The following is a 23,968-nucleotide window of genomic DNA, read 5'->3' as shown; positions in this document are numbered from 1 at the left end:
TGCGTAAATCAGGATAGGACTATGATTATTGAACCCGTAATCAACGGCGTGGTTGCCCGAACTGCTCACCCATACGGTTGTGAACAAGCGGTCTTAGAACAAATTCGTTATATCCAACAAACGACTACCTCTGACAAGAACACCAATCATGGGCCAGCAAGAGTATTAATTCTTGGTGGCTCTTCCGGCTTTGGCCTTGCTGCCAGAATCGCTCTCGCATTCGGCGCTAGTGAGTCTGATACCATCAGCGTCTCATTCGAAAGAGGCCCTTCTAAAAAGGGTGTAGGCACCGCGGGTTGGTACAACAATTACTATTTTAAAAAGCATGCAGAACAAGAAGGTCGAATAGCCGTCAATATCGATGGTGACGCTTTTAGTCAAGAAACGCGAACCCAAGTGATTGAAGCGATCGAGACCTATTTCGAAGGGGAAGTTGATCTCGTTGTTTACAGCCTAGCCACTGGCGCACGTCCAAATCCAGAGACAGGTGAGCTGTGGCGCTCGTCAATAAAACCTATTGGAGAAGCCGTTACAGGCGCCAGTGTGATGTTGGAAACCGACACATGGCAAGATCTCACTTTACAACCTGCCAACGAGCAGGAAATCGAATCAACAATGAAAGTGATGGGCGGCGAAGATTGGGAAAGCTGGATCGATACTTTAATTAACGCTGAATCAATTGCCGATGGTTGCCAAACCATCGCGTTTTCATACATCGGCCCTGAAGTTACCCATCCTATTTATCTAGACGGCACTCTCGGGCGAGCGAAAGTTGATCTACACCAGACCAGCCACGCGCTGAACTTAAAACTCGCAAACTTTGGTGGTGCTGCCTACGCGACGGTGTGTAAAGCGCTTGTCACTAAAGCCAGTGTATTCATCCCCGGCCTAACCCCTTACATCATGGCGTTATATGAAGTGATGAAAGAACAAGGCACCCATGAAGGATGCATAGAACAAATGTATCGTTTGTTCGCCCAGAAGCTCTACATCGATGAGCCAGTGCACGTAGACGGTGAGCGGTTGATTCGTATAGACGACTTAGAACTCGATTCGGAAACTCAGCAAAAAGTACAGCAGCTACTTGGTAAACTTAACCGCGATAACTTTAAAGAACTCGCTGATTACCGTGGATTCAAAACTGAGTTTATGAATTTAAATGGATTCGACTTTGATGGAATTGATTACAAAGCGCCCATCAATATTGATGAGTTTATAAATATAAACCCTTAATTATAAATGTCTTATTTTTAAGACTAATTGCAAACGATAAAGTCCTATTGTCTAAATAGGACTTTTTTTTGTTACATTGCCAATGCGTTCTTATAATTAAGAATAAGTCTCGTCCACAGATAGAGTATTTGACGGGTAATAAGAGCAAAGGACGCTCATTCATTGCGAAGTTCCCAAGGATAATTACGTATGTCAAAAATCAACACACAAGAGTTGACTATTCCGGCTAGCACATTGTCGGGGTGGCAAAATATTGTGAACTTGCTTGCTGAAATAATCTCCGTACCTTCCGCACTTATCATGCGTGTACGCACAGACACTATTGAAGTCTGTAGCTCAAATAATAACGTCCCTACTCCCTATTCAATCGGCGACTCAGAATCATTAGGGCAAGGTTTATATTGTGAAACCGTCATCCAATCTCAGCAAGAATTACTCATCCCAAACGCGCTGTCCGATCCTGAATGGGACAAAAACCCAGATATCAAGCTAGGCATGATCGCCTACTGTGGTCTTCCGATTAATTGGCCGTCAGGCGAACCTTTTGGCACCATCTGTATTCTGGATACCAAAGAGAACCCGTTTTGCGATACCTACCGTAACCTGCTCGACAGTTTCAAGGAGTCGATTGAGTCTCAATTGAAGACCATTTACCAACATGAGCGTCTCAATCAACTTAACTTTGAACTACAAAATCGAGTCGAGACTCGTACAAAAGATCTTGCTACGTTAAATTTCTCGTTAAGCCAAGAAATAGATAAACGTCGCGCGGCAGAACAAAAGATTCAATATCAACAAAGGCACGACATTGGCACAGGTTTTCTTAACCGTACTGCGATCGAAAGCGAACTCGACGGTTGGTATAGAAAAGCTATAGAGCAAAACCAGAAGCTAGCCGTGATTCATATCGGATTCAGTAACGGTCGACGCTTGCAATCGAAGTACGGCTACACCGAGTGGGATAATATCCTCACCCATTATCGAAACCGCTTGAGTGCACCTTTTCACAGCTTAGAGCTCATTACTGCAAGACCAACCTCCACTGATTTGGTGCTTATCGTAAAAGCCGATCAAATTCGCGGACAACTCGAAGCGTTATGCCACACTTTGGTGGAAATCGGCCATTCCGAATTCAAAGTCGAAGATGACATGGTTCATTTACATGCCTATATTGGCGTGTCCACTTCAGAGGATGCTAACAATGGTAGCGACCTATTGAAATACGCGGCTGAAGCGATGATTTCATGCAAAGATTCAGGGCATAAGTTTAGTTTCTATTCTCAAGCATTTTCAGATACTCAAAGTCACTTGAACCAACTTGAAAGCTACTTACTGCAAGCAGTTCGAAGCGATGATTTGTTACTCTATTTCCAACCTAAGGTTTCTCCAACCACTCACCGTTGGACAGGCGCTGAAGCCTTACTCCGTTGGCGACACCCTGTGCTGGGTGATATGTCCAATGAAAGATTGATCCATATCGCCGAACAAAATGGATTGATTTTTGAGCTAGGTAATTTCGTATTACGCTCTGCGATCGAAAAGGCTTCTCAGTGGGCTCGCTATGTAAACGACTTCAAGATTGCAATTAACGTCTCTGCGGTACAACTAAAAAACACTAACTTTGCTCAACAAGTGAAGGATTTATTGCAGACCTACAACCTACCCGCTCATTACTTAGAGCTAGAAGTGACAGAAAGCGGTTTAATCGGCGATGAAGTGGTAGCCAGTAACACATTAAAAGCACTGCACGATCTTGGCGTAACCCTTTCTCTGGATGACTTTGGTACAGGTTACGCGTCTTTCCAATACTTGAAGAAGTACCCGTTTGACAGCATCAAGATCGATAAAAGCTTCCTCCATCAGCTCGAGAACAGTGAGCAAGACAAAGCCATCATTCGCTCAATTATCAATGTTGCAAAAAAACTCGACCTCGAGGTGATAATGGAAGGTGTAGAAACTAAGAGGCAAGAAGATTTTATCATCAGTGAAGGCTGCGAGTATGGACAAGGTTATTTCTATGGTAAACCGATGCCTTGTGATGAGTTTGAGGTAAGCCTCATTGGCCAAAACAACGTCGAGCTACCTTGGCCTAGCTATCATCACTGATAAGCCTCATACGCAGGCTCGGGAAAACCCTTTACTCAACGGGCGGTGATTTCTATAATCGCCGCCTTTATCATTATTTAAATGAGCGCTTGGATATGGATCGACTCATCGCAGTCCTTAAAAAACTAGAAAAACAAAACTACCGTGCGTATCAGCAAATCAAAGGCAACTACGATTTTACTGATTACACGCTTTATATTGATCACATCCAAGCCGACCCATACGCCTCTGCTTCTCGATTCCGTGCCACAAGAGCTTGGTCACTAACTGGATTAGAGTGGCTAAAAGACAAATCCGAGGCATATCAAATCGCGGCCAGAGATTACATCGCCCGTAAGTTCGCGGAATTTGCTAAGCAAGAAAATAGCATCAGCATTGCCTTAACTGGCCAAACTGTACTCGACAGCACAGCAGTTCTTTTCACTGAAGAAGGCATTGAACTACGCTTTCGCGTACACCTTCCTGCAGAAGGACGCCAGATCCTGGCTAAGAAAGCAACGAACACCCTTACCTTCCACCTACCTAAGTTCATTCGACGCGCTACACTTGAGCGTGAACTCGATAAAGATGCTCTCATTCACCATTGTGAGGTGATCGAAGATCAAGAAGCAATGCGTGCCCAACTAAGTGATAAAGGCTTAGTCGCATTTATCGCCGATGGTAGTGTGCTACCTAGGGTTGCAGGTAACTGCGATTTGCCAATGAAGGAAGCGGTTGCTTTTCAGGCTCCGGAATCTCTAAGGGTTGAGCTAGAAACACCTAACCAAGGCAAAGTTGTAGGTACCGGTATCGCAAAGGGCATTACTTTGATCGTTGGTGGTGGCTTCCATGGTAAATCAACTCTGCTGACAGCAATTGAACGTTCTATTTACAACCATATTCTAGGCGATGGCCGAGAAGGTGTGGTCACTAGCCTAGATACCGTGAAGATTCGAGCGGAAGATGGCCGATGTGTTCATCATTTAAACTTATCTAACTACATCAATCATTTACCTATGGGTAAGGATACAGGTGACTTTTCTACTCAGGATGCGTCAGGCTCAACTTCTCAAGCCGCTTGGTTGCAAGAATCAATTGAAGCTGGTGCGACATCGATGCTCATTGATGAAGACACCTCCGCTACCAACTTCATGATTCGCGATGAGCGCATGCAGGCGCTGGTTAGTAAAGGTGCAGAACCAATTACCCCACTTGTAGACCGTATCGGTCAACTACGCGATGAGATGAATATCTCAACCATCATTGTTATGGGTGGCTCAGGCGATTATTTAGATGTCGCTGACACTGTTATTCAAATGCATGATTACCAGCCAATCGATGTGAGTGAAAAGGCGAAAGAAGTGATTGAGCAACACCCGACTCAGCGCTCAAATGAATGTGAGTCACCGCTGAATTCATTTAGGCCACGTGCGTTAAACCGAGCGTCGTTGCAAAGCATTTTGGTCGACGGAAAGTTCCGAGTCTCAGCTAAAGGCAAAGATTCACTAAGGTTTGGCAAGGAGTTCACTGATATCTCTGCTCTAGAACAACTAGAATCTGCATCTGAAGTGAATGCGATTGGTTGGGCATGGTTCCAGTTTGCACAACTCCCAGGCTGGTCTGGCAACCCAGCAAAAGAGTTCAACGAGCTGCTTAACGAAAATTGGCATGTAAATATGCCCAACCATGGCGACTTAGCTAAGCCTAGAGTGGTCGATGTAATGGCAACCCTAAACCGTATGAGAAAGTCACATTTCAAACCGTCCAAGTAGCTATACTCCGCGACATAAAAATAAAAAAGACGCTTTAATGCGTCTTTTTTATTTGAAAATGAAACATCATTTGCGAACTAGTGACGAAGTACGTGCCACGCTTCGCACAGAACTCTAAATTGGTCTGCGTCACCGTTGTCTCTATCAGGGTGCCACTTCAGCGCGAGCTTACGCCATGTCTTGCGAATTTCAGAGTTACTTGCATCATAAGGAAGCTTAAATAGGCTCAAAGCTTTAGCTCTGTCCATATCTTTGCCATTGGTGCTACCAACAAATTCACGGTATCGTGTCCAGAACTCGTTGAGCAAGCGTTTCACCTCTCCCTCTTCGGCTTCATAGTTCACCCATTGAGTATAATACTCTCTCAGTGCATCCTGATGCCCCATTTCCGTCTCAGACACTCGATACGCGGGCATCAGGGCAATGTCCATCGCTTCTACCTGCAACCATTTTTCTGGGTACAAGGTTTCTTGCAATTGATACAACGCATTCATAATGAGGAAATTGCGCTTGAATAAATCTTTTTCTGGAGAGCCATCCAAAACCGGCATCAAGCCAAGTTCAGTGATGTGAGAGGCTAAAGTGTGGACTTTCCAGCCATTTGGCTGCTTTTTTAGAACTTCGAGAATTGGCCAGAGCAACGGATTTTCCATATAACTCTGAAAGGTGGCAGTAAGGTCATGCTGTTCGGTCATAATTGTTCTAAACGTCGTAAGCCAATAACTTAATTCAAAGCTACTGTGCTCCGTTTGTCGAATTATTACTGCACTGAGATGGCAACGACATGATCCCTGCTACAAAAAGAGCCAGCGATGCTGGCTCTGACTTTATTATCAATTAATCCTAGATCACACCGAGCTCTCTCAGGCGTTCCATTAGGTAGCTGTCCGCTGTGTAGCGCTCAGAAAGAACCACATCCGGCTTCGGATGTAAGAACAAAGGAAGTGAGATACGAGAGTGTTCCTGACGACCACCTGTTGGGTTAATAACTCGGTGAGTCGTGCTTGGGAAATATCCGCCCGATGCCTCTTGCAGCATGTCACCAATGTTGATGATCAAGTTACCAAAATCACACGGCACATCAATCCAGCCTCCGTCTTGACCTTTTACTTGTAAGCCAGGCTCGTTAGCAGCTGGCAATACTGTTAGTAGGTTGATGTCTTCATGTGCTGCTGCACGAATTGCTCCCGGTTCTTCTTCGCCCGTCATTGGTGGGTAATGAAGTACACGTAGCAAAGTTTTTTCACTGCCGTTAATCATGTCAGAAAGTGCAATAGAGAAACGCTCTTGTACTTCTTTTGGTGCGTGAGCTTCTACCCAGCTTAAGAGTTCTTCAGCAAACGCATTTGCACGTTGATAGTAATCTAAGATCTGCTCTTTGAGCTCTTCAGGGATTTGTCCCCATGGGTACACATGGAAATACTCTTTAATGTCTTTAACGCTGTGCCCTTTTGCCACTTCAGACACCGACGGTGGGAAGTAACCGTCTTGGGTTTCTACATTGAAGTGAAATTCGTTCTTACGCTCAGAAGAAAAAAACTTGTACCAATTCTCGTAAATTGATTCGACCAACTCTTTTGGAATTGGGTGATTTTTCAAGACACCGAACCCTGTTTCTCTCAGTGACTTTACAAATTCTTCCGCTGCGTTCTCAGCAAGATAATCGACGGTTTCCAGTTTCATGGCTTTACTTTTATAGTTATTTAATTGAACGCATAATTTTAAAAGTGAGTCATATGTAAATCAAACTTTAATGAAATGCTTACTCGCCGTTTGGACATTATTGTGCCAAATATTCATCTTTCAACATATTCGGTTACTTTAAGGCGAAACTGTCTAACCTCGACAAATAAAGTATTGAACAGTGTTCATTATCAAGTAACATGACTTTGATAAACGCAAATTTAAGGTGAAGACCATGTCATCCAACTCAAATAGATTGACCTTCAATGTATTGCTACTTTTCTATACTGCTGTATTTCTATTCTCTGCAATCTCGCCTGCTTCTCGCGCAGTATGGATCGCGGAAATCATTCCTGCTGTAGCCATCCTAGGCGTCATTGCATGGGTATCCACTAAAGTCGAATTCAGTAAAACGGCTTTAGTGATGATGTTTATCTGGTTGTGCTTACACACCATCGGTGCAAAGTATACCTTTGCGGAAGTGCCATTCGATTGGTTCAATCATGTTATTGGTTCTGAGCGTAATAACTTTGATAGAGTCGCCCACTTCTCTATCGGGCTATATGCCTACCCAATCGCCGAAGTATTAATCAAGAAAAAAGTCGCAAAGCCAGTATTTGCAAGTTTATTCGGCCTGTTTGCCATAATGAGCGTTGCTGCAGCGTACGAGATAATTGAGTGGTGGTATGCGGCCATTGCCGGTGGTGATGAAGGAATCGCTTTCCTTGGCTCCCAAGGCGATATTTGGGATGCGCAAAAAGACATGTTGTGCGACACAACAGGCGCATTGGTCGCGCTATTGATCATGCGGGTACAACGTTCTACTGACTGGTATTGCTCTGAATCCAGCTTAAGTAAGGGTTAAAACCATCGATAAATGGTACCTCGACGATTTGAGGTACCTCATAAGGGTGTCGGCTTAGCAACGCCGACTCTAACTGTTGATAAAGAAAGTGCTGAGTTTTTATCACCAATAAAAATTCAGCATCACAACACACTTCACCGTTCCAAATGTAGCTACTTTTGATTTCCAACTGCTGAATGCAGGCTGCGAGTTTATTCTCTAGGACGTAAGCGGTAATGTCAGCCGCACTTTCTACAGAATTGGTTGTGGTTAATACCATGCTATACACACAATCGCTGCTCATTGATTACCTTCTTTCCGTCAAAAACGTCAAAATACTATGAAATGCTTCTCAAAGTTAGCATGAAAACTGCGGTTATGATTCATCCATTTGCCCCTTAGGCTAAGATGAAAGAACGCACTACAACTGTAGTGCTTTTAGCTGCTGAGACAAAAATATGAAATATAATAATTCTGAAAAAGACATCCCATCGTGCTGTCCATTATGTACATCCGATGAGTTTTTAATCTCTGAAGATAACAACACGCTGCTGTGTGCACACTGCGGTTCCTTTCTTGAACAAGTACCACACATCCAACAAGCCATTCACCCCTTACCAACCGTCACTACCCCAGCGATACATTCAATAAGTTGTGCTGTGCACTGATCCAGTGCTGAAGTGACGGTAAATCAGGAAGCGTTTCAACATCATCGTAGATAGAGCTTGTACTAGAGTTGACTAGTTGAAACGTTTTCACTCCAGCGCGGATACCCGCTTCCACACCTTTTAACGTGTCATCAACGTAAACACATTCAGAAAGCGTATACCCCATATTCATTGCTGAATATCGGATGAGATCGGGCTCAGGTTTCCAGCTATTGGTATCAAATGCAGAGAAGACATTGCCGGTAAAATACTGTTCTAAATGGGTAAGCTTGAGTGAATGAATGATTTTGCTTCGCGGGCCATTCGATGCCACGCAAAAGTCTATTCGATTGGCCATCAAAAACTCGAGCAAATCACGCGCACCAAGCATGGGTTTCAAATTCAACTCAAATAGGCGAGTTACTTCCTCACGGTAAAGCGGTTCAAGAGTGTCGAGAGGAATACTCACCCCAGCATCTTGACTGGCAGAAGCAAGAATATCGGCCAGTTTTCCTCCCTCGAAACGGTTAGTCGCCTCTGACAAAGAGTAACGAACACCGAGTCGATTAAAAATATTCACCAGCGCCTGACAGCAAAGTATTTCACTGTCGACAAGCGTTCCATCGCAATCAAAAATAACGCATTTAATCGGATTATTCATAGCTCGCCTCATCCATATGACTTACTTCATCATATTAAATAAGATCCGTTTGAATACGATCTGGTTAACAGTACTAAGAACTTACTCGAATAAATCGACGAAAATCGACGTTAAATCACTATTTGTTCAAATGATATAGAGAGATTACTCAACCACTTCTATCAATATTTCATCGTAGTCGCTTGCGCTCACTTTTGCTTTCGACAAAACAGCGCTAACAAAGCAATGCTTATCACTAGCTTCTCCCAGACAGAAAACATCCGATACCAACGCTATTGAATGATGTTTGGTTACGATCGCAGTTGAGAAAGGTTGCCCATCTTTAAAGCCAACAAATAAATCGCAAGGGGGAGAGAAAATGATTTGAGTAAAAAATTCCAAAATTGCAGACTTTTCTTCTTCACTGCCCCATTGTTGCCCTTGCAGTAACGCAAACATTACTGTTAAACGATGAAAGTCGACGAGGTATATATCGTCTAAAGAAAATCCATTTGGTTGTTCGCCTACTTCTAAGTAATGCTCATAGGTCGCGGTATCCATTCGCGCTTGATAGAGCGCCTTACCTTGTAAGCTTTCTTTAGTAGGGAATTTCACGTTGACGTGATCGAAGAGCCAGTTGTTCTTTAGTCGTGCAATCTCAGGAGTAGACATAAATACGTCCGTTGTAGAAGTTAGCACAAGCATAGCGATGCGCTGTCACCCCCACAAGCGCTATTTCAGATTTTGCAATTTGTTGTTATGAATCTGGTACATCAATAACAGATAGGTATATACCCAAGTAACCTCAAGATGCGTAGTTCAGCGAGAATTGCCTAGTTTGCAAACGCGGCAACGATTCAGACAATCTAGTCGTTCTAAATTGAGGATCGTTAACAACGTGTGCGAGCTAGGCAAACTCGCCCTTTGGGAGCGTATCACTGGCTCAATTTCTACGTTAAATGCCTTGGAAAGAACCCGTTATTCCGCTGAGCCATTTGTCTTGAACTTGAACCAGTGATAACGCTCTGAATCCTTCATCTTGAAGTCACTTGGGTATACACTAGTCTGAACATTAAGGATTTAGGTTAATAATATGATGAAGAAAATCGCTGTACTATCTGCTTTAACACTCGCTTTGGTCGGTTGTGACAACAAAGAAGTAGGCGACGTAAGCCTTGGATTTTTTACGTTGAAAGACATTAAAATTTCCAACCTAGACGATGAGAAAATACCGGGGGTTACTTGTCATATTGCTTCTGTTGAAGCAAACCTGAGCCTCTCCGATCCAAGTGACAGCTCTATCTCTTGCCGACAAACTGGCGATATCACACCGGAGATGATTGCATCAATTGACAAAAGCAAATCCGGTGAGGTGGTCTTTAAGCAATCTAAGAGTATTTTCTTTAAAACAATGAAAGTACGTCGTATCTACGATGCTGAAAACCAAGCCTTGCTGTACCTGTCTTACACAACAAAAGAAACTGAAGGTAGCTTTAAGCACAGTCTATCAACCGTCCCGCTGTGGGGTACTAAAGCCTACGTGGACCAACCTGAATCGGTAAAATAAATTAAAAGAGAGGAGCTGAGTTAGGCTCCTCTTTTGATTCTGCTTAAAACTCAAACAAGCGCACTGTCACCTCGCGTTATAAAACACGTTTTTATGTAATTTAAATGAAAGCCATATAACATTTATGTGATATTATGCAGGAAAATTCTCAACTACCCGTTTTCACATGAAGTTCCCTGGACAGCGTAAATCTAAGCACTACTTCCCTACTCATGCTCGTGACCCATTGGTCAATCAAATACAGCAAACACCCAAGTTACATCGCCCTATTATTGTTGGCGTTGGGCAAACGATTGTTGATATTGAAGCTCGTGTAGGCAATGAGTTCCTAGAAAAGTACGAACTCAGCAAAGGACATTCATTAGTCCTAGAAGAAAGTAAAGCGAACGCTCTTTACGAAGAACTCGTCGAGCGTGGACTGATTACTCACCAGCATCCAGGTGACACAATCGGTAACACACTGCACAACTATTCGGTGCTTGCAGACAGTAAATCAGTGCTACTTGGCGTAATGTCGAAGAATGTAGAAGTAGGCTCTTACGCTTATCGTTATCTATGTCGAACTTCTTCACGGATGAACCTAAACCACCTACAAATGGTGGATGGTCCTATCGGCCGTTGCTACACCCTGATTTCAGAAGATGGTGAACGTACATTTGCTATCAATGAAGGCCACATGAATAAACTTCGCCCAGACAGTGTGTCTGAAGAGGTGTTCGATAAAGCATCAGCGCTAGTGGTTTCATCTTACCTAATGCGTGGTAAGCCTGAAGACCCTATGCCTCAAGCCGTCGCTCGTGCGATTGAGATTGCCAAATCTAAAAATGTTCCTGTTGTACTGACTCTAGGGACCAAGTGGGTCATTGAGGGCAACGAAAAATGGTGGCAAGACTACATCAAAGAAAACATTACCGTTGTCGCAATGAACGAAGAAGAAGGTGAATCACTGACTGGTGAGAAAGATCCTCTATTAGCTGCAGACAAGGCACTTGAGTGGGTTGATCTAGTGTTGTGTACTGCCGGACCAATTGGCCTATACATGGCTGGTTACGTTGAAGACTCTGCAAAACGCGAAACTGAATTACCTCTGTTGCCAGGTAACATTCCTGAATTCAATAAATATGAATTTAGCCGAGCAATGCGTAAGTCTGAATGTAAGACCCCGACCAAGGTGTACTCACATATAGGCCCTTACCTAGGCGGTCCATTAGAAATCAAGAATACAAATGGTGCTGGTGATGGCGCTCTATCTGCATTACTGCATGATATGGCAGCAAATAGTTATCATGAAACGAACGTGCCAAACTCGTCTAAGCATGACCAACCGTACTTAACTTACTCTTCACTCTCGCAAGTGTGTAAGTACGCTAACCGCGTAAGTTATGAAGTGTTAACTCAGCACTCTCCTCGACTTTCTCGCGCACTCCCAGAACGAGAAGACAGCTTAGAAGAAGCGTATTGGGATCGTTAAGCTATCTTGTTATTGAACTGAAAAGGCTGCCAATAGCAGCCTTTTCTATTTTGTAATCTAGCTATCCATTCGTTGTTGGTCTTATTGGGATTGATAACTCCTAATCAAAGCAACATACGATGAAGTGACCAGATCGTTTAGGAGCGCTTGATTATTGAAGTATTCAGTAACAGGGTTAGTACTGGTCTCGATGGATTTACATACCATATATAACTGCGTTAAGCCCAGACTGGAAGCTGAACCTTTTAGTTTGTGGGCATGTGCTTTAGCAGATTGATGATCTTGCTCTGCTGCAGCCTGCTCTAGCGCTGTCACACTCTCTTTAGCGCCAACCTCGAACAATTCTACGATTTGGCGTACTTTATCCACTCCAAGGACCTCAATATCCCTGTTCAGCACTTTTTCATCAAGTAGCTCGTTATCGACAAGCGAACACACTCCATCTGACAACTCATTGCTCGGGTCGAGACTCAACAAGGTTTTGTCTTCACTCGCAAACGGCGCCATCTCAATTGGTGTTCCCCCAGTTAGCTCGCTTTGAATCGCTTTTGAAAGCGCTCGCTTATCTAACGGTTTTGGTAGAAAACCATCAAAGCCAGACGCCAAGTAGCTTTCAACTTCCTCGTTAAAGACATGCGCAGATACCGCATACATAGGCAAAGATGGATGAAGTTCCCTCAACTGATTCAAAAGCTCAACGCCACTGCAGTCAGGTAGATTGATATCAAGAAGCGCAATATCAAAGACACCATTTTTCGCTACTTTTAAAGCAGATTCACCACTCTCCGCGGTTGTCACACTATGGCCAAGGCTATGTAAAAAGCCCTCAGCGACCATGCTATTGACCGGATTATCCTCCACCAGCAGTACGTTAGCGGTAAGTAAATCAATCTCTAAAGCTTCAGTGGCCTCTTGTAACTCCTCACCTATAGTAAGTGGTACTGATACAATGAATTGGCTCCCCTCTCCTTCTACGGAGCGAAAACTTAGCTCACCTTCCATAGCTTCAACAAGTCGCTTGCTGATAGCCAAGCCCAGCCCAGTCCCACCTTTTGCTCCGACACCGCCCGATGCTTGTGTAAAGGCATCAAATAATGCCGCCTGCTCGGATTCTGCAATACCGATCCCCGAATCTGAAATTTCAAAAACCACAATGTCTTCATTATCTGGATCAAGGCTAATGTAGATATCGACATAGCCTTCGTCTGTAAACTTAATGGCATTTCCCACTAAGTTATTGAGCACTTGGCTTATTCGAGTCACATCGCCCAGCCAGAACTTGGACACATCACTTTCAATTTGCAGATTAAGGTCTATCCCTTTCTCGGTTGCTCTACCTAGTAACAATTGGTAGGTATCATCGGCCATAGAATGAAGGTTAAAGTTAACCGGACGAATGGCTAAATGCCCTGCTTCAATCTTTGAGTAATCGAGTACATCGTTGAGGATAGCGAGCAAGGTATTTCCGCTTCTGTTGATCACGTTGACATAGTGACTTTGCAGATGATTCAGGCCTGAGTCTTGTAACAAATGTGCGGTACCCAACACACCATTCATCGGTGTACGAATCTCGTGACTCATGGTGGCCAAGAAAGCCGATTTTGCGCGGTTAGCTTGCTCTGCTTGGCTTCTAGCTTTCGCGTGATTCAGCACTTCTTGGTTAAGCTTGGTATTACTCTGCTCAAGTTGTTGAGTGCGTTCCGTGACTAATTCTTCTAAGTGTTCCTTGTGCTCTTGAAGCTCTTTCTTCGCTTTCGCTTCACTTTCAGCAGTCACTTTCAAGGCACTGGCTGTATCTCTAGCTGTTACTATCGCCTGCCCCATATGAGCAAGCTCATCGCTGCCTTTTACTGAGATATCCACATCTAGCTGACCACGAGCCACAGATAGCAAAGCCGCTGAGTACTCAGCCAATCTGCTTACCACTTGCACGTAAACCACTCGCCACACGATCACAGCCACAATAATAAGACCAAACATACTCAGTACAACGAGTGTAACTTGAGCGTAATCGAGAGTCGTTTTCAGTTCTTCAACTGCGGCTGTCGTGGTCGAATTGGAATCATCAACCAATTGATTTACGGTGTTGTTTAAGTCTGCAAATTGAACAAGCGTGTTTTGCATTAACGTTTGGGAGTTTTGCTCGTTGTTATGCCGTTCTTCCAGAACATTAAACACGCTCGCCCGTTCAGCCAATTCATTTAACAACACGGTCATTTGCTGAGATCGCGTTGGGTCTTCAACAGCGGTCGCCCTACGCTGCATAATGCTCAAGTTGGATTTAAACTCTTTCCGAATTGCCTCAATACGATTCGCATCCGTCACCGTTTGAGTTTCTTCGATTTGGTTTAGCATAGTGAATGCGAGTAAGTGCAGCTCGTGTAGACGTTCAGAAAGGTCGAGATCGACCTCGACTAACGTATCCAAAGCTTGATAAGCACTGTCTAGCTGCTTTTCTTCGAGTAAGTCATAAATATGGGTCACGTTAGCGACTGCAACAGTACTGGTATTGAGTACTTGGGTACGGGTAAGTTGTTCAAGCTCCGTTGCAAGGGCACGCATCTGCGCTACCCGAGTCGCGAGTTCATCGTCTAAGTTCAGCCTTTGCTCAACGGTCAAGCCAAGCTCAGCCAACGTATCGATAATGGTTTGAACGTCTCGCTCGAGTTTGGCCAGCAGGTCAGAGTCGAAAGAGTACGCTCCGAGTTGTTTGATATGGGTGAGTAGTGATTCAAGCTGGGCAAATAGCAACTTTCCCGACTCTTGCCTTTCATCTTCGGTTCGAGCATTAGACAGTACCTGAACAGAGGCAATAATTCGTGCACTGAGTTCAGATACTTGGCGCGCTTCAATCATTGAAGGGATGGCAAAGTTCACCACGTTGCGCTCCGTTTTCGCAACCGAAGAAAAACCAAATACACCGATCAATGCCGATGACAAGACAAGTAATGCCATCGCCAAAAAAGCGAACAGTAACTTTCGACCTATACTGGCCTTCGCCAACAACATATGAAAACTTCACTTCTTTACTGAAACAGAATCCGATATATTCTGCAGTGTTTACCGTCAATATGCCACTGAATTACCCATGAGCACATCTAATATGCTTTCTAAGTTCAAACGTATAACACTACTTGGCTTAATAACTGGGTTAACCGGCGTTGCACATGCAGACGACAACAAGCTGTGTGCTATCTACCCTCATTTAAAAGACTCATATTGGTTGTCAGTGAACTACGGCATGGTCGATGAAGCTCGTAAGCTTGGTATACAGCTCCAAGTATTCGAGTCCGGCGGCTACCCTAACCACGACAAGCAACGGGAACAGCTGAAGCGCTGCACTCAGTGGGGAGCAGATGCCATAGTATTGGGTACCGTCGCTCCGAATATCTATCAAAATGATCTTCCTGAACTGATTGGTAATACCCCGCTTTTTGCAAGTGTGAACCATCTAGAAGTGGGGAAAGCTAACCAGGCTTCACTCAAAGGTGAAGTGGGTGTTGATTGGTACTGGATGGGCTACCTAGTTGGCCAATACATGGCAGAAAAGCACCCTAAAGGCTCAGGGATAACCAACATTGCTTTGTTGCCTGGCCCCGTATCTCGGGGGGGAACCAAACCGGTTATTCAAGGTTTTCATCGAGCGATAAAAGGCAGTGACATTAATGTCGTGGAAACCTATTGGGCGGATAACGATAAAGAATTGCAGCGTAACCTAGTTCAAAAGGTCATTGATGGTCACGAAGTGAAGTATATTGTTGGCAGTGCCGTTGCTATCGAAGCAGCGATTAGCGAACTTCGCACTGCTGGAAAATCTCAGAAAATCTCATTGATATCGACTTACCTCAGTCACGGTGTATACCGCGGCCTGCTGCGTAAACGAGTCGAGTTTGCTCCAACGGATAAAATGGTCAAACAAGGGCGCCTTTCAGTTCGTCAAGCATACCAATACTTGAACAACCAACCCTATGAGTTCGCACAAGCACCAATCATTGAACCCCTTACTCCGAATAAATTAAAACCGAGTGTCATTGCAGATTCCCTCTCTCCTTCCGAGTACAGGCCAACTTTTGAGGTTAACCTGATTGATTAGTGCCGCATTTTTCGTTATTGATAAACAAAGAATTAAAATTGATTGAAACATTAGGAACGTACATGCAAAAAACAACACGCACCATGCCAGCACATAAACATGTGGCTTTGGTCGCTCACGATAATTGTAAGCCTGAACTGCTACGCTGGGTGAAAGAGAATAAAGAGAAGTTACAAAGTCACTTTTTATACGCTACCGGAACGACGGGTAACATGCTTAGTAAAGAGACAGGCTTAGCAATCAAGAGCATGATCAGTGGCCCAATGGGCGGCGATCAGCAATTGGGCGCGCTGATCTCTGAAGGCAAGATTGACATGATGATCTTCTTTTGGGACCCGCTTAATGCTGTGCCGCACGACCCTGATGTTAAAGCCTTGCTTCGTATCGCCAGTGTATGGAACATTCCTGTCGCAACTAACCGTGCTACAGCGAAGTTTTTGTTTGAGTCCCCACTGGTTGAACAAGAGGTGGATATCGAAATCCCTGATTACGAAGCTTACCTCGCTGAGCGTACATAAGTATCGAGTCGCTAGGTTGAAAAGCAAAACACCCCGCAAAAGCGGGGTGTTTTCTTTTGATGCAAGTTATTTGAGCTTAGCGACCGGATAATCATTATCGGCAAGCTCTTTCACAAAGCTAGAACCACTACCGTTATGTAGGATCCACACCTTCTCTTTGGCACGAGTCATCGCCACGTAAAATAGGCGTCTTTCTTCTGCATAAGGGTAATCATCATCCGACTTAGTCAATGCTCCATCTAGATGCAATGTTTTCACCCTTGAAGGGAACTGCCCTTCATCAACAGAAAGAATAATAACAAAGTCAGCTTCTTTACCTTTGCTCGCATGACAGGTCATAAACTCGAGCGACAACATCGAGAAACTCTTTTGCCACTCACCCAATAACTCAGGGCAGTGATAATGATTACGGCCTAATAGCAATACGGATTTCGATGACTTCGCACTGCGATTGAGCTGATCGAGGATTTTTTCAATACGGCTTGTAGGAGCTAGAGATACAGACTTCTGCTTCTTTTGTTTGTAGCTGTTTAGTTGCTTTTCTAGCTGTGCAGGGTTTTCTTGAATGAAACGATTCGCCACTTCACCAATTTTGTCATTAAATCGGTATGTCGTATCCAAGTAATGCACCGTAGAGTGTGGAAAACGCTGCTCAAAACCAGTGGTAAGGTCGACATCCGAACCAGCAAATTGATAAATAGACTGCCAGTCATCACCCACTGCAAATAATACGCAAGGATCCGTTTCTCGGTTTTGCTCACATAGTGCTTCCACTAGTGCCAAACGATCCGGTGAAATATCCTGATATTCGTCAATCATGATGTATCGCCAACGCGATTTAAACTTACCTTTCTTCACGTGTTGGGTCGCACGATTGATCATTATATTGAAATCAATGTGTTTCTCGTCTTTTAGCATCTGCTGCCAAGCTTGATAACATGGCCATACTAATGCGATTTCACTATTCAAACGCGTATATTCAGGGTGTGACACTAAGCGCTCTTGCAGTTGTTTTTTGTTTAATCCAACCGCCGCCAACTGCATCATCTGCTTTTCCAACCAAGCGATCAGCTTAGGGTTTTCTACGTGACTCCCAAGCTCGTCATCGCCGGCCAAATATGCAATAGGCCATTGAGATAAGTGCTTCTGCCAACGCTTAAAGCTTGTTGGCGTCATCCAGTGCTTCTTGAGCCAATCAATACACCAAGCTTGTCTTAACTTGTCGTCCAACGCCACTGGCGAAATGGTGACGGGTTCCTTTTCTACATCATTGAGTATCTTTAGGCCAAGTTGGTGAAAGGTGTTCACCTGAATACTTTCTGCTGCCAGACCGACTTTATCGTTCAAGCGTTGGGACATTTCTCCAGCGGCCTCTCGGCCAAATGCCAACATCAGAATATCTTCTGCTTGCGCAAGGTGGCTCTGAAGTAAATAAGCAACACGGGCTGTAAGCACGCTAGTTTTACCAGAGCCAGCCCCAGCGAGGATTAGGTTATTGTCATCATTAAGAAGTACAGCGTGCTGCTGAGACGCATTCAGTGGCGATGACTCTACTTGGTTGAATAACACTTCCCAATTACCAAGCTCATTGGCGATCCAAGCTTTATTGCGTTCAGCTAAAACCTTATCGCTTTCAATAAGCCAAGGTTCAAGAGCTTGAATTCGAGCCGGCATCCGTTGGCTTGCTTCAAGTAGGCTCATCCCCATGGTTTCAAAGTCATTTGAAATAGAGCTGTACCAGTTATTGATCTGAGAATGCGACAAAAAAGTCGGTAATTTAATGAGACGCTCGAGCTCTTGCTCCCAGTTAGGCAAATACTGATGAAGCTGTTCACATTGATGGTTGTGCCACTTTTGATAACTCGCGACAGCAACTCGCGCAAATTCTCGGCAGCGCTCCCATGGCAGGCCTTGAACCATCCAAGACTGTTGAACACCCTCCTCTTCATGTGCGAAGAACTGAATACTCCCCCAAAATAGCCCACGTTTGAGCGTGACATGCCCGTTCCAGACATGGAAAGGAATATGCTCTTCACTTATACCCGAAGAGAGAATAAGAAGAGCCGGTTCAAGGTTAACTTGGTGATACTCGTTTTGAATAAGATACTGTGCAGTCTTATTAGCACTCAGCTGCATTGGAATTTAGCCTGTTGTTTTTATTAGTGGGTAGCTGGATAGCAGTATATATGAATGGTTTCTCATTATGATAAGTTTTTGTCAAGAAAGTGAGTGACCAATTAGTAAGCATTCGGCACCTTTTCTGTATCTGTGTCAGAAAGTTAGATGCAAAGTCTGCTACACTCATTTTTTTGTTATGAGTTGAACCCGCGTGCCACTTTCGAATCAGTTACGCCTATACTGGGCAAACAAAACGATAAACTATAGCATCCTGATTGTAATCACCCTTCTGGGGGTTGTGGTTCCGGCTTGGTACTACCAACTCAATACTCTCATTATTCCATTGATTCTTGGCGTCATCGCCGCAGCACTTGCCGAGAGTGACGATAGTTTTACTGGGCGATTAAAATCTCTCATCATCACTTTAATCTGTTTTGGCATCGCCTCTTTTTCGATCGAGTTTTTATTTAGCACACCAATATTGTTTGCTTTAGGCTTATTTGCCTCTACTTTTGGTTTCATCATGCTCGGTGCTATTGGCCCACGCTACGCAAGCATTGCATTTGGCTCTTTGCTAATCGCGATTTATGCCATGCTCGGTGCACACGAAAGCACCAATCTATGGTTCCAGCCTTTAATGCTGCTCACTGGGGCAAGCTGGTACTACTTCATGTCCATGATTTGGCATATATTTTGGCCTATGCAGCCCGTTCAACAGAGCTTAGCGAATGTATTTTTGCAGCTAGCCAATTACCTCGAATCGAAAAGCAATCTGTTCCACCCTGTTTCAGACCTTGTACCTCAACCTCACCGAATTGCTGAAGCCAAATTAAATGCCGCGACCGTAACAGCCCTGAACCTATGTAAAGCGACGCTACTCACTCGCTCAAAGCGTGGGCACATCGACGGTGCCAGTGACCGTTTCTTGAATATTTACTTTCTTGCGCAGGATATCCACGAGCGTGTCAGTTCAAGCCACTATCGCTATCAAGAGCTCGCTCAAAACTTCCAACGTTCAGATGTGATGTTTAGGTTCAAGTATCTACTCGAGACACAAGCCAAGGCATGTCGAGAGATTGCTTATTCCATTCGCCTTGGAAAAGAGTATCAGCATACTGAAGACTCAATCATGGCTTTGGACGAGCTGCAACTTTCTCTAGAGCATTTGCAGCATCACCGTTCCAGTGAAATACGAGGTTCTCTGGCTCAGCTTGATTATCTGTTTAACAATTTAGCGACGGTAGAAAAACTCCTCAACAATGTGAACAACCCAGACGTACACAGACTTGAAGAAGACGTACTCGATGACACTGATGCGCATACCCTAAAAGCAATGTGGCAGCGGATTAGAGCTAACTTCAGCAAAGACTCTATGCTCTTTAGGCACGCCGTTAGAATGTCGATTGCGCTCACGGCCGGTTACGGAATCATACAAGGATTTGATATTGAAAGGGGATACTGGATTCTACTGACCACCTTATTTGTCTGCCAACCTAACTATAGCGCGACAAGACAGAAGCTTACGGCTCGTGTTTTGGGCACCATAGCGGGTCTGCTTATCGGTGTACCTCTACTGACCTTTTTTCCATCTCAAGAAAGCCAACTGTTCTTAATCGTGTTCTCTGGAGTCATGTTCTTTGCCTTCCGTATCAATAACTATGGCTTTGCGACTGCGTTCATTACTTTGTTGGTTCTCTTCTGTTTTAACCAACTCGGTGAAGGTTACGCTGTTGTCCTGCCTCGTTTGGCCGATACACTAGTAGGCTGCGCTCTAGCGGTTGCGGCGGTCGTTTTCATCATGCCAGACTGGCAGTCTAAACGACTTCATAAGGTTATGGCAGAAGCCATTGACTCAAATAAAACATACTTAGGCCAGATTATTGGGCAATATCGCATTGGCAAGAAAGATAGCCTGACCTACCGTATTTCTCGCAGACATGCTCACAACAATGATGCCAACCTAACGGCTGCTATTAGTAGTATGCTAGCAGAGCCTGGGCGCTACCGAACCGCAGTAGATGAAAGCTTCCGTTTCCTCACCCTAAATCACGCACTGTTGAGTTATATCTCAGCACTGGGAGCCCACCGTACGCGCATAGAAGACGAATCGACCCATCAACTCGTTCTGGATACTCACCGTGTGATCCACAAACATCTGGAGGTGCTCCATACTCAACTCCATGATCATTGTGGTGACTGCGACACATCTGATTTTTCTGACCCTGCATTGGAGCAACGCCTGTCAGAATGGCGCGATGATGATGACACTTCGGCGAGAATGGTATTGCAGCAGCTGCACCTAATATATCGAATGCTTCCCGAGCTGCATTCTTTAGCCAGCAAGTTTGCAGTACGAGTAAGCAACTAGCTGCCTAAATTGGTAATATCTTACCTTTGGTTTACGTTTGTCTTACATGGATTGACAAAAATCGGACAAATATTGCACTACAGCAAATACAATGATCTCAGTTTATTCTTACGAGGGTAACGAGATGAATGGATCTGTCTCTTACTTTCAAGATAGCGTGACTACGCATATTTTGGGAAACAAGCAAATGACATCGATTCAATTTGAACAGTTGAAAACACAGTTAAAGCTGCTAACTCCTCAACAGTTGAGATCTCTGCAAGGTGAGATTCGTTCTTCTCTAGATATTGAGAAAGAAACGGTACTAACCGAAGAAGAGCTGAACCTTATAACAAGCCTATTTGACTAGCGCCTTTGCCCTACAGTCACTGCTAGCACAGCTTGCGAAAATTGCAAATGCGTCTTACGCTTTTATTAGCGGAGGTACGTTATGCCAGTATCAGGAGTCCAATCTGGTTATCAAGTAATTGAGCAATCAAACAAGATGGCAGAAGAAGCCGCTCTTGAAATTGCCCAACAGCAGTCCATTGCCCCTGTAGAATTGCATGACAAATCACTCGAGTTCAACAAGATCGATGACGACTCCCCTCCTCCTCTACCTAGCTCTCATGAACCACTCATCAAGCTTGGAAATGCTCAACACTACAATCGCATAGGCACTAATATGCTTCAGCGTGAACAAGATATGATTGGCTCGTTGCTCGATATACATGTTTAGATGAAATCTAGCGACGATTTCGTTGCAAAACGTTCCACCAGCATTGTGTTTCTATACTCAGTCAGTAGAATCCCAACTCAAAGTTACAATATCGGTTCACTATGCCAAAACTAAACCTGCACCAACGCGATTACGTTTCCTTTCTTGGAGGTGAACTGAGCGCTGACCAGTTAGAACAAACCCTACGCCCGAATCTAGGCAGGTCTTCCCTAAGACTTACTCCCAGCCCCTACCTAACAGATAAGAACGTCGACAAACGCTGGAGTGTCTTGGAATCCTTAACCGATAAAAGCCAACTTCTTGATGCCACGACAGAGCAACAAAAAGAAGTGTACGCAAAAAACATCGAGCACTTTATCGGTACGGTCAAGCTACCTGTTGGTGTGGCAGGCCCTCTTCGAGTCAATGGCCTTTTCGCCAATGAAGATTACCTGATTCCCCTAGCGACGACTGAAGCGGCATTAGTGGCGTCGTACAATCGAGGCTCTCAGCTCATCACTGCAGCGGGTGGCGCGAGTGCCATGCTGCTTAACGAAGGCGTGACACGTACACCCGGATTCGCTTTTCATAGTTTAAAAGAAGCCGGCCAATTCGTCGCTTGGGTTGTGACTCAATACGACACCTTCAAACAAATTGCAGAGTCAACCACATCGCACGGTAAACTCACCGATATTAACGTCAATATCGAAGGCAACCATGTCTACCTCGTTTTTGAGTACCTGACTGGCGACGCATCCGGACAGAATATGGTGACAATAGCTACCAATGCAGTATTCGAGTTCATTATGGAGCACACTCCAGTTGATCCTGATTATGCATTTCTAGATGGCAACCTGTCTGGCGACAAAAAGCCAAACGCACACTCCCTTCGTAGCGTTCGAGGTAAGAAAGTCACTGCCGAAGTACATCTAACCAAAGAGTTGGTGGAAAAATACCTACATACAACGCCTGAGAAGATGGTTCAATTTGGACAAATGACCACGGTTGGTGGTGCACTAAGTGGTACAATTGGTATCAATGCCCACTATGCCAATGCTCTCGCAGCGCTCTATATTGCATGTGGCCAAGATGCTGCTTGTGTTGCTGAGTCTGCAGTAGGTATGACTCGGATGGAAATCAATAAATCCGGTGGTTTATACGCTAGCGTAACACTACCAAACATTATGGTCGGTACAGTTGGCGGTGGTACTGGGCTCCCAAGCCAAAAAGCCTGTTTGGATATTCTTGGTTTACACGGTAATGGCAAATCCCAAGCATTAGCTGAAGTTGCGGCTGCGCTTTGCCTCGCGGGTGAACTGTCGATTGTCGGCGCGTTTTGTGCGGGGCACTTTTCTAGAGCCCACCATAAACTCGCCCGTAAATAGCTTTCTAACTCTGCTGTTCATCGCTAGCTCCAACCAAATCAAGTCAACGGTCTAGCGATGAATCACACTTCACCGACTTTCATCTTTATGTCCCTGTAGGCGAATGGTAATTTAACCATCTAAAATTATGACAAATATGCCTATCAGCACACGCTATGCCTTCTACTCATCAGTCTATTGACGAGCTCTACACATTGCTCACTCCTGGCCTAAAACTCTCGGTGGTGATTGAATTTGGCCCCAATGATCAATTTACATTTGCCACCCATTTGATCGGGTTCAAGCACGGTGCGTTCATTATCCTAGATGTCCCAATGAAAGTACGCTCGTCGTTAGTTATGCGTACTATAGATAACGTCTCTATTGTCGTGCGTGGCATCTCCAATTCAAAACTCGGCCACATTATTGCCTTCAAAACGACCATACTGACTTCAACAACTAAACCTGCGAACTTAATGTTTCTTCGTCCACCTCAACGCTTTGCTTCAAAACCAACAAGAGCACACGAGCGCTACAGTTTAGATTTAGAAACGACCATTACCGAAGGAACCAAGACGTACCAAGCGTATTTGAGAGATATTTCACTCACCGGGTGTGCACTTTTCATTTTAGGGGAAAATGAGCTGACGAAGTCGAGCGTTATTGAAATTGAAAATGACCTCACCACGTTTTTCAGTAACGAAATTAAATATCAAATTGTCAACATTACTAAAACCAAATCAGGCCATAAGATTGGTATCAAGTTTAATCATTCAATTGAGATGACCGATGAGCTGAAAGGACGAATCTTGGAGCTATCGGTTAATGCGTCAGTGCTATAAAAGAACGGTGCGACAGGTAAGAGAAT

Annotated in this window: 20 protein-coding genes; 13 read left to right on the top strand and 7 right to left on the bottom strand. The window is 44.4% G+C overall.

The annotated features are described in order from the left end of the window. The first annotated feature begins 21 nt into the window (after window positions 1-21). The 3 genes from fabV (at window position 22) to ACXABW_RS16120 (ending at window position 5,090) form a co-directional block, all read left to right on the top strand. Window positions 22-1,233, top strand: coding sequence for an enoyl-ACP reductase FabV (gene fabV, locus ACXABW_RS16130; RefSeq protein WP_457526166.1), 1,212 nt, complete (start codon window positions 22-24; stop codon window positions 1,231-1,233). Window positions 1,234-1,422: 189 nt separating this feature from the next. Then, window positions 1,423-3,339 carry a sensor domain-containing phosphodiesterase gene (locus ACXABW_RS16125; RefSeq protein ID WP_457526164.1) on the top strand — a complete coding sequence of 639 codons (1,917 nt, stop codon included), beginning with the start codon at window positions 1,423-1,425 and terminating at the stop codon, window positions 3,337-3,339. A gap of 95 nt (window positions 3,340-3,434) precedes the next feature. After that, on the top strand, window positions 3,435-5,090 hold the full coding sequence (locus ACXABW_RS16120) for a P-loop domain-containing protein (protein WP_457526162.1): 1,656 nt from the start codon (window positions 3,435-3,437) through the stop codon (window positions 5,088-5,090). A gap of 77 nt (window positions 5,091-5,167) precedes the next feature. Here ACXABW_RS16120 and ACXABW_RS16115 read toward each other — a convergent pair whose 3' ends face one another. Continuing rightward, complete coding sequence (locus tag ACXABW_RS16115) at window positions 5,168-5,785, bottom strand: DNA-J related domain-containing protein (RefSeq protein ID WP_265688206.1); 618 nt, start codon at window positions 5,783-5,785, stop codon at window positions 5,168-5,170. Window positions 5,786-5,933: 148 nt separating this feature from the next. Beyond that, window positions 5,934-6,773 (bottom strand): isopenicillin N synthase family dioxygenase, encoded by an 840-nt coding sequence (locus ACXABW_RS16110; RefSeq protein WP_457526160.1) that lies wholly within the window; start codon window positions 6,771-6,773, stop codon window positions 5,934-5,936. 235 nt (window positions 6,774-7,008) lie between these two features. Here ACXABW_RS16110 and ACXABW_RS16105 point away from each other — a divergent pair, with 235 nt between their 5' ends. Next, a complete protein-coding gene (locus tag ACXABW_RS16105; protein WP_252033895.1) occupies window positions 7,009-7,638 on the top strand; it encodes a DUF2238 domain-containing protein in 630 nt (209 codons plus the stop codon). On the opposite strand, the gene cutA is transcribed toward ACXABW_RS16105, so the two are convergent. The 3 genes from cutA to ACXABW_RS16090 all read right to left on the bottom strand — a co-directional run bounded on the left by cutA (window position 7,595) and on the right by ACXABW_RS16090 (window position 9,576). Further along, window positions 7,595-7,921, bottom strand: a complete 327-nt coding sequence (gene cutA, locus ACXABW_RS16100) for a divalent-cation tolerance protein CutA (protein ID WP_457526158.1) — start codon at window positions 7,919-7,921, stop codon at window positions 7,595-7,597. The two genes, ACXABW_RS16105 and cutA, sit on opposite strands and share 44 nt — an antisense overlap. Window positions 7,922-8,244: 323 nt before the next feature. Beyond that, window positions 8,245-8,925, bottom strand: a complete 681-nt coding sequence (locus tag ACXABW_RS16095) for an HAD-IA family hydrolase (protein ID WP_457526156.1) — start codon at window positions 8,923-8,925, stop codon at window positions 8,245-8,247. Between the two features lie 144 nt (window positions 8,926-9,069). Beyond that, window positions 9,070-9,576, bottom strand: coding sequence for a flavodoxin (locus tag ACXABW_RS16090; RefSeq protein WP_457526154.1), 507 nt, complete (start codon window positions 9,574-9,576; stop codon window positions 9,070-9,072). 421 nt (window positions 9,577-9,997) lie between these two features. Here ACXABW_RS16090 and ACXABW_RS16085 point away from each other — a divergent pair, with 421 nt between their 5' ends. Continuing rightward, window positions 9,998-10,471 carry a CreA family protein gene (locus ACXABW_RS16085; RefSeq protein ID WP_252033891.1) on the top strand — a complete coding sequence of 158 codons (474 nt, stop codon included), beginning with the start codon at window positions 9,998-10,000 and terminating at the stop codon, window positions 10,469-10,471. A 166-nt stretch (window positions 10,472-10,637) separates the two neighbouring features. Beyond that, window positions 10,638-11,942, top strand: a complete 1,305-nt coding sequence (locus ACXABW_RS16080) for an inosine/guanosine kinase (protein WP_457526152.1) — start codon at window positions 10,638-10,640, stop codon at window positions 11,940-11,942. 81 nt (window positions 11,943-12,023) lie between these two features. Here ACXABW_RS16080 and torS read toward each other — a convergent pair whose 3' ends face one another. Beyond that, window positions 12,024-14,951, bottom strand: coding sequence for a TMAO reductase system sensor histidine kinase/response regulator TorS (torS, locus tag ACXABW_RS16075; protein WP_457526150.1), 2,928 nt, complete (start codon window positions 14,949-14,951; stop codon window positions 12,024-12,026). Between the two features lie 79 nt (window positions 14,952-15,030). Between torS and torT the strand changes: the two genes are divergently transcribed. Together torT and ACXABW_RS16065 are read left to right on the top strand one after the other, a co-directional pair. Further along, window positions 15,031-16,035: a TMAO reductase system periplasmic protein TorT gene (gene torT, locus ACXABW_RS16070; protein ID WP_457526148.1), complete on the top strand. Its 1,005-nt coding sequence runs from the start codon at window positions 15,031-15,033 to the stop codon at window positions 16,033-16,035. Between the two features lie 62 nt (window positions 16,036-16,097). Further along, window positions 16,098-16,553, top strand: a complete 456-nt coding sequence (locus ACXABW_RS16065; RefSeq protein WP_252033886.1) for a methylglyoxal synthase — start codon at window positions 16,098-16,100, stop codon at window positions 16,551-16,553. Between the two features lie 66 nt (window positions 16,554-16,619). Here ACXABW_RS16065 and helD read toward each other — a convergent pair whose 3' ends face one another. Next, complete coding sequence (helD, locus tag ACXABW_RS16060; protein WP_457526146.1) at window positions 16,620-18,689, bottom strand: DNA helicase IV; 2,070 nt, start codon at window positions 18,687-18,689, stop codon at window positions 16,620-16,622. Window positions 18,690-18,882: 193 nt separating this feature from the next. On the opposite strand from helD, the gene yccS reads away from it, so the two are divergent. From yccS to ACXABW_RS16035, 5 genes are all read left to right on the top strand, one after another. Further along, window positions 18,883-21,039, top strand: a complete 2,157-nt coding sequence (yccS, locus tag ACXABW_RS16055) for a YccS family putative transporter (RefSeq protein ID WP_457526144.1) — start codon at window positions 18,883-18,885, stop codon at window positions 21,037-21,039. A 124-nt stretch (window positions 21,040-21,163) separates the two neighbouring features. Continuing rightward, window positions 21,164-21,388, top strand: coding sequence for a hypothetical protein (locus tag ACXABW_RS16050; RefSeq protein ID WP_457527224.1), 225 nt, complete (start codon window positions 21,164-21,166; stop codon window positions 21,386-21,388). Between the two features lie 81 nt (window positions 21,389-21,469). After that, complete coding sequence (locus ACXABW_RS16045) at window positions 21,470-21,757, top strand: hypothetical protein (RefSeq protein ID WP_265688197.1); 288 nt, start codon at window positions 21,470-21,472, stop codon at window positions 21,755-21,757. Window positions 21,758-21,858: 101 nt separating this feature from the next. Then, entirely contained in the window at window positions 21,859-23,121 is a 1,263-nt protein-coding gene (locus tag ACXABW_RS16040) for a hydroxymethylglutaryl-CoA reductase (protein WP_252033879.1), read from the top strand. Window positions 23,122-23,276: 155 nt separating this feature from the next. After that, complete coding sequence (locus ACXABW_RS16035) at window positions 23,277-23,942, top strand: PilZ domain-containing protein (RefSeq protein WP_457526142.1); 666 nt, start codon at window positions 23,277-23,279, stop codon at window positions 23,940-23,942. The last annotated feature ends 26 nt before the right edge of the window (window positions 23,943-23,968 follow it).

The organism is Vibrio paucivorans (assembly GCF_054053395.1).
Note: the sequence above shows the minus strand (reverse complement) of the source record. Positions and strands in the feature narration are given on the sequence as shown.

Coding starts and splice junctions, on each gene's coding strand:
- fabV (WP_457526166.1), top strand. CDS start 22: ATGATTATTGAACCCGTAATCAACGGCGTGGTTGCCCGAACTGCTCAC.
- ACXABW_RS16125 (WP_457526164.1), top strand. CDS start 1,423: ATGTCAAAAATCAACACACAAGAGTTGACTATTCCGGCTAGCACATTG.
- ACXABW_RS16120 (WP_457526162.1), top strand. CDS start 3,435: ATGGATCGACTCATCGCAGTCCTTAAAAAACTAGAAAAACAAAACTAC.
- ACXABW_RS16115 (WP_265688206.1), bottom strand. CDS start 5,785: ATGACCGAACAGCATGACCTTACTGCCACCTTTCAGAGTTATATGGAA.
- ACXABW_RS16110 (WP_457526160.1), bottom strand. CDS start 6,773: ATGAAACTGGAAACCGTCGATTATCTTGCTGAGAACGCAGCGGAAGAA.
- ACXABW_RS16105 (WP_252033895.1), top strand. CDS start 7,009: ATGTCATCCAACTCAAATAGATTGACCTTCAATGTATTGCTACTTTTC.
- cutA (WP_457526158.1), bottom strand. CDS start 7,921: ATGAGCAGCGATTGTGTGTATAGCATGGTATTAACCACAACCAATTCT.
- ACXABW_RS16095 (WP_457526156.1), bottom strand. CDS start 8,925: ATGAATAATCCGATTAAATGCGTTATTTTTGATTGCGATGGAACGCTT.
- ACXABW_RS16090 (WP_457526154.1), bottom strand. CDS start 9,576: ATGTCTACTCCTGAGATTGCACGACTAAAGAACAACTGGCTCTTCGAT.
- ACXABW_RS16085 (WP_252033891.1), top strand. CDS start 9,998: ATGATGAAGAAAATCGCTGTACTATCTGCTTTAACACTCGCTTTGGTC.
- ACXABW_RS16080 (WP_457526152.1), top strand. CDS start 10,638: ATGAAGTTCCCTGGACAGCGTAAATCTAAGCACTACTTCCCTACTCAT.
- torS (WP_457526150.1), bottom strand. CDS start 14,951: ATGTTGTTGGCGAAGGCCAGTATAGGTCGAAAGTTACTGTTCGCTTTT.
- torT (WP_457526148.1), top strand. CDS start 15,031: ATGAGCACATCTAATATGCTTTCTAAGTTCAAACGTATAACACTACTT.
- ACXABW_RS16065 (WP_252033886.1), top strand. CDS start 16,098: ATGCAAAAAACAACACGCACCATGCCAGCACATAAACATGTGGCTTTG.
- helD (WP_457526146.1), bottom strand. CDS start 18,689: ATGCAGCTGAGTGCTAATAAGACTGCACAGTATCTTATTCAAAACGAG.
- ACXABW_RS16050 (WP_457527224.1), top strand. CDS start 21,164: ATGAATGGATCTGTCTCTTACTTTCAAGATAGCGTGACTACGCATATT.
- ACXABW_RS16045 (WP_265688197.1), top strand. CDS start 21,470: ATGCCAGTATCAGGAGTCCAATCTGGTTATCAAGTAATTGAGCAATCA.
- ACXABW_RS16040 (WP_252033879.1), top strand. CDS start 21,859: ATGCCAAAACTAAACCTGCACCAACGCGATTACGTTTCCTTTCTTGGA.
- ACXABW_RS16035 (WP_457526142.1), top strand. CDS start 23,277: ATGCCTTCTACTCATCAGTCTATTGACGAGCTCTACACATTGCTCACT.